This is a genomic window from Thiocapsa sp., assembly GCF_035467215.1.
Taxonomy (GTDB): Bacteria; Pseudomonadota; Gammaproteobacteria; order Chromatiales; family Chromatiaceae; genus Thiocapsa.
Genome location: NZ_DATITZ010000050.1, coordinates 1 through 3,144, shown reverse-complemented (window position 1 = coordinate 3,144; position 3,144 = coordinate 1). Strand labels below are relative to the sequence as shown.

Below are 3,144 nucleotides of genomic sequence, written 5' to 3'. Positions count from 1 at the left end.
GGGACATGACGAACTTCACCGGTGCCTCGCCCAAGTCGGTCTTCACCGAAGACGGGCGTTATCTCACTAAGTTACCCAAGGATTACTATGCCACCAAGACCTACACCGACAAGCTGATCGAATTCATCGACGCCAATCAGGGCGACGGCAAGCCCTTCTTTGCCTATGTCGCCCACCAGGCGCCGCATGATCCCTTTCACCTGCCCCGAGCGTGGCGCGATCGGCATGTCGGCGCGTATGACAAGGGTTGGGACGCGGTGCGACAGGAGCGCTTGCAGCGCCAGATCGCGCTCGGCATCCTGCCGCCGGGCACGCAGCTCGCCGAGCGGATGTGGTTCGTCCCCGATCCCGTCACGCTCGCGCCGGCGGCCAGGGCAACGCTCGGCAGGAAGATGGAGCTTTACGCCGGCATGATGGAAAACCTGGACTTCCACGTCGGCCGACTCATCGACCACCTCAAGAAGATCGGCGAGTACGAGAACACGATCTTCATCGTATTCGGCGACAACGGCGCCGAGGGCACCGATCTGTTCAAGATGATCGCGGGTCAGCCGGGCACACGCGACTTCCTCTTCGCGGCGATCAAGTGGTCGCAGACCCATCCGAAGGCCTGGGGCGATCCAGGCTCCTATATCGGCTACGGCCCGATGTGGGCACAGGTCTCGATGACGCCCTTCAGTCAGTACAAGGGTTGGGTCGCGGAAGGCGGCATCCGCAACGCGCTCATCGTCAGCGGTCCGGTGGTCGAGCGGCCGCGGGGAAGCATCAACCACAGGCTCATGCATGTGGCGGACATCATGCCGACCCTGCTCGAGATTGCCGGCGCCGACTATCCGAAGGTCCACGAGGGACGCGAAGTCCCCGAGCTCATCGGCACCTCCTGGAACCGTATGCTGAGAGGCCAAGCGCAAGCGCCGCGCAGCGAGAAGGACTTCCTCGCCTGGCAGCTCTTCGGCAATCGTGCGGTACGGCAGGGGGATTGGAAGCTGCGCTGGCAATACGAGCCTTTGGGCAAGGGCGATTGGGCCTTTTTGACCTCGCGACGGACCCCGCCGAGCGCAATGATCTGGCCGCGGCACGCCCCGACAAGGTGCGGCAGATGGTCGCGCTCTGGGATCGGTACGTCCGGACGAACAACGTGATCCTGCCCAGCCGCTCCCCGTTCGAGACCCTGAAAGATCAGCTTCCGCCGCGTGTCCCGGATGACCCCGGCTTCCCGCCGCTGATCAACAAGGGGCAGTTCGTGCCGCCCGAGGACATGCTGGTCGATCCCGAGCGTTGACCCCCAGGCGAGATAGGGTGCCGACCCAATCATTCTTCAAGCAGGATGGAGAGTTCACGTCCATGAAAAAAGGTTCGATGAAACAGGCCATGCGGTCGCGGTTGGTGCTCGTTACGCTGCTCGCCATAGGCGCGCTCGGCCCACTCCAAGCGCTCGCCCAAGTGCCGGCGCGCTTCTATTGGGATACGCTGTCGGGTTCAAGTGCGGTGCCGCTCATTTTCGAATCGATCAGCGGCAACACCAACCCCTTCGATCCGGCGCATATCGTGACCCCGGACGCCAACTTCGACGCCACCATGGCCATTGCGGGTTACGCGCATACCTTCTCGTTATTCGATCGCTCGGCCATGGCGGCGATCCTCCTGCCCATGGGGCGAATCTCGGGAGACGTGACGGTCGCCGGCAGGACGTTTAACCAGTCGGCCAGCGGCTTCGGCGATCCGATGCTCGAATTCAGCATGACTGTCATCGGCCCGCCGGCGCAGAAGAACATCCCCGACGTGATCCGCTACGAGCCGGGGTTCACTCTGAAATTGCTCGCCGACCTGGCGCTGCCGATCGGCGAGTACGACAACGACCAACCCCTGAACATCGGCCAGAACCGCTGGTACGGGCGCCTCGGTCTGCCCGTCATCTGGCAGCTCGGCCCCTGGGTGCCGGGCCGGCGCACGACCCTTGAATTCCTGCCCGCCGTTTGGCTCTTCGGCAACAACACCGACTATGTCGTGCAGACCTTGGAGACCGATCCCATGTTCCAGTTGGACGCACATCTGACGCGCGACTTCACCGAGCACCTCTGGGCTTCGCTCGACGCCGTCTGGTACAACGGCGGCAAGGCGACCGTCGACGGCGTCCAGGGCGAGGCGCTCGACAACATCGGCCTCGGTCTCACCCTCGGCTATGCCGTCAACGACAACCTGAATCTGACCCTCGGCTACAAGTCGACGATCAACGACGACGCACCCGGTGATCTTCGCATGGACGGCTTCATGGCTACGCTCGTGTTCGGCTGGCACCCCCTGATTGAAGGCTCGCGAAGGCTGAAGAACGAGCAGTAGTGCATCTCGCCGGGCCTGGTCCCAGGCACCTCCGAAAGGCGTTTTCGATAGCGGGATCGGCCGTCGCTCAGGCAGCAGTGCTCCCGCTCAATGCAGGGGATAAAACCGAAAGGAAAGTCAACCACCGGAGACCGGAGACCGGAGCCGGCCCCGATCACCGCTTTACGGTGGGCAGGGCTGGCAGGGCGAACTGCTGCGGTGGGTCCCTGGTCCGGCAGGGCGAAGCGAGGCGGCGGCAGGGTCGGACCCGGCCATCGGGCTATGGTTTGGACCAACGAGAGACAACTCACTCGGCACTTAAGTGCGTTAGGCGATCCAGAGAAGCGCAGCGCGACCACGTGGCGAGCTGTTCGCTTATGCGGCATGGCCGTATGCTCGTAGCGGCTGCGGTGCACGCCCGCTATCCGTCGCACTGCGGCCGTTGAGATTCGGCGGACGGATGACGACTGTGGGTCGTGACCTGTCCGTCGGTCGCCGGACGGCGGGTGACGGGTATCAGGATCAACCGGTCAGTCGCTTACGGTCGATGGGAGACGGCTCCTGGCCGGTTGCGTTAGGGTCGCCTGAACCGACCCGAGACCGGCTGGACCGTACGCAGCCGCAAAAGCGGTGGAGGCATCCGGCAGGGTCAAGCGCGGGTTACTCCGAGGGATTCTCGTGGAATATACCTCATATAGGGACAAGCTCGCATTTCTTGAATGCCTGGAATTTCAGCGTGAGTAAAGAGTCCAGCTCCTTCTTGTGCGTAGTGTGCGTTTGTTTTAGGCAGTCGGTGATTGCATCTCGGAACTCGGCGAAATTGGG

3 protein-coding genes are annotated in these 3,144 nt (G+C 63.0%); all 3 read left to right on the top strand.

Features of this window, described 5'->3' with window-relative positions; all coding sequences use genetic code 11:
* Nucleotides 1-1,142 (top strand): sulfatase-like hydrolase/transferase (locus VLR48_RS02480; protein ID WP_325290264.1); only part of this gene is annotated, 1,142 nt, incomplete at its 5' end.
* Nucleotides 1,139-1,282: a hypothetical protein gene (locus tag VLR48_RS02475; protein ID WP_325290263.1), complete on the top strand. Its 144-nt coding sequence runs from the start codon at nt 1,139-1,141 to the stop codon at nt 1,280-1,282. The genes VLR48_RS02480 and VLR48_RS02475, both read left to right, overlap by 4 nt.
* Nucleotides 1,283-1,344: 62 nt before the next feature.
* On the top strand, nt 1,345-2,340 hold the full coding sequence (locus VLR48_RS02470; protein WP_325290262.1) for a transporter: 996 nt from the start codon (nt 1,345-1,347) through the stop codon (nt 2,338-2,340).
* Nucleotides 2,341-3,144 lie beyond the last annotated feature (804 nt).

Bases quoted from the DNA above. Each gene is read 5' to 3' on its own strand.
- VLR48_RS02470 (WP_325290262.1), top strand. From the start codon at position 1,345: ATGAAAAAAGGTTCGATGAAACAGGCCATGCGGTCGCGGTTGGTGCTC.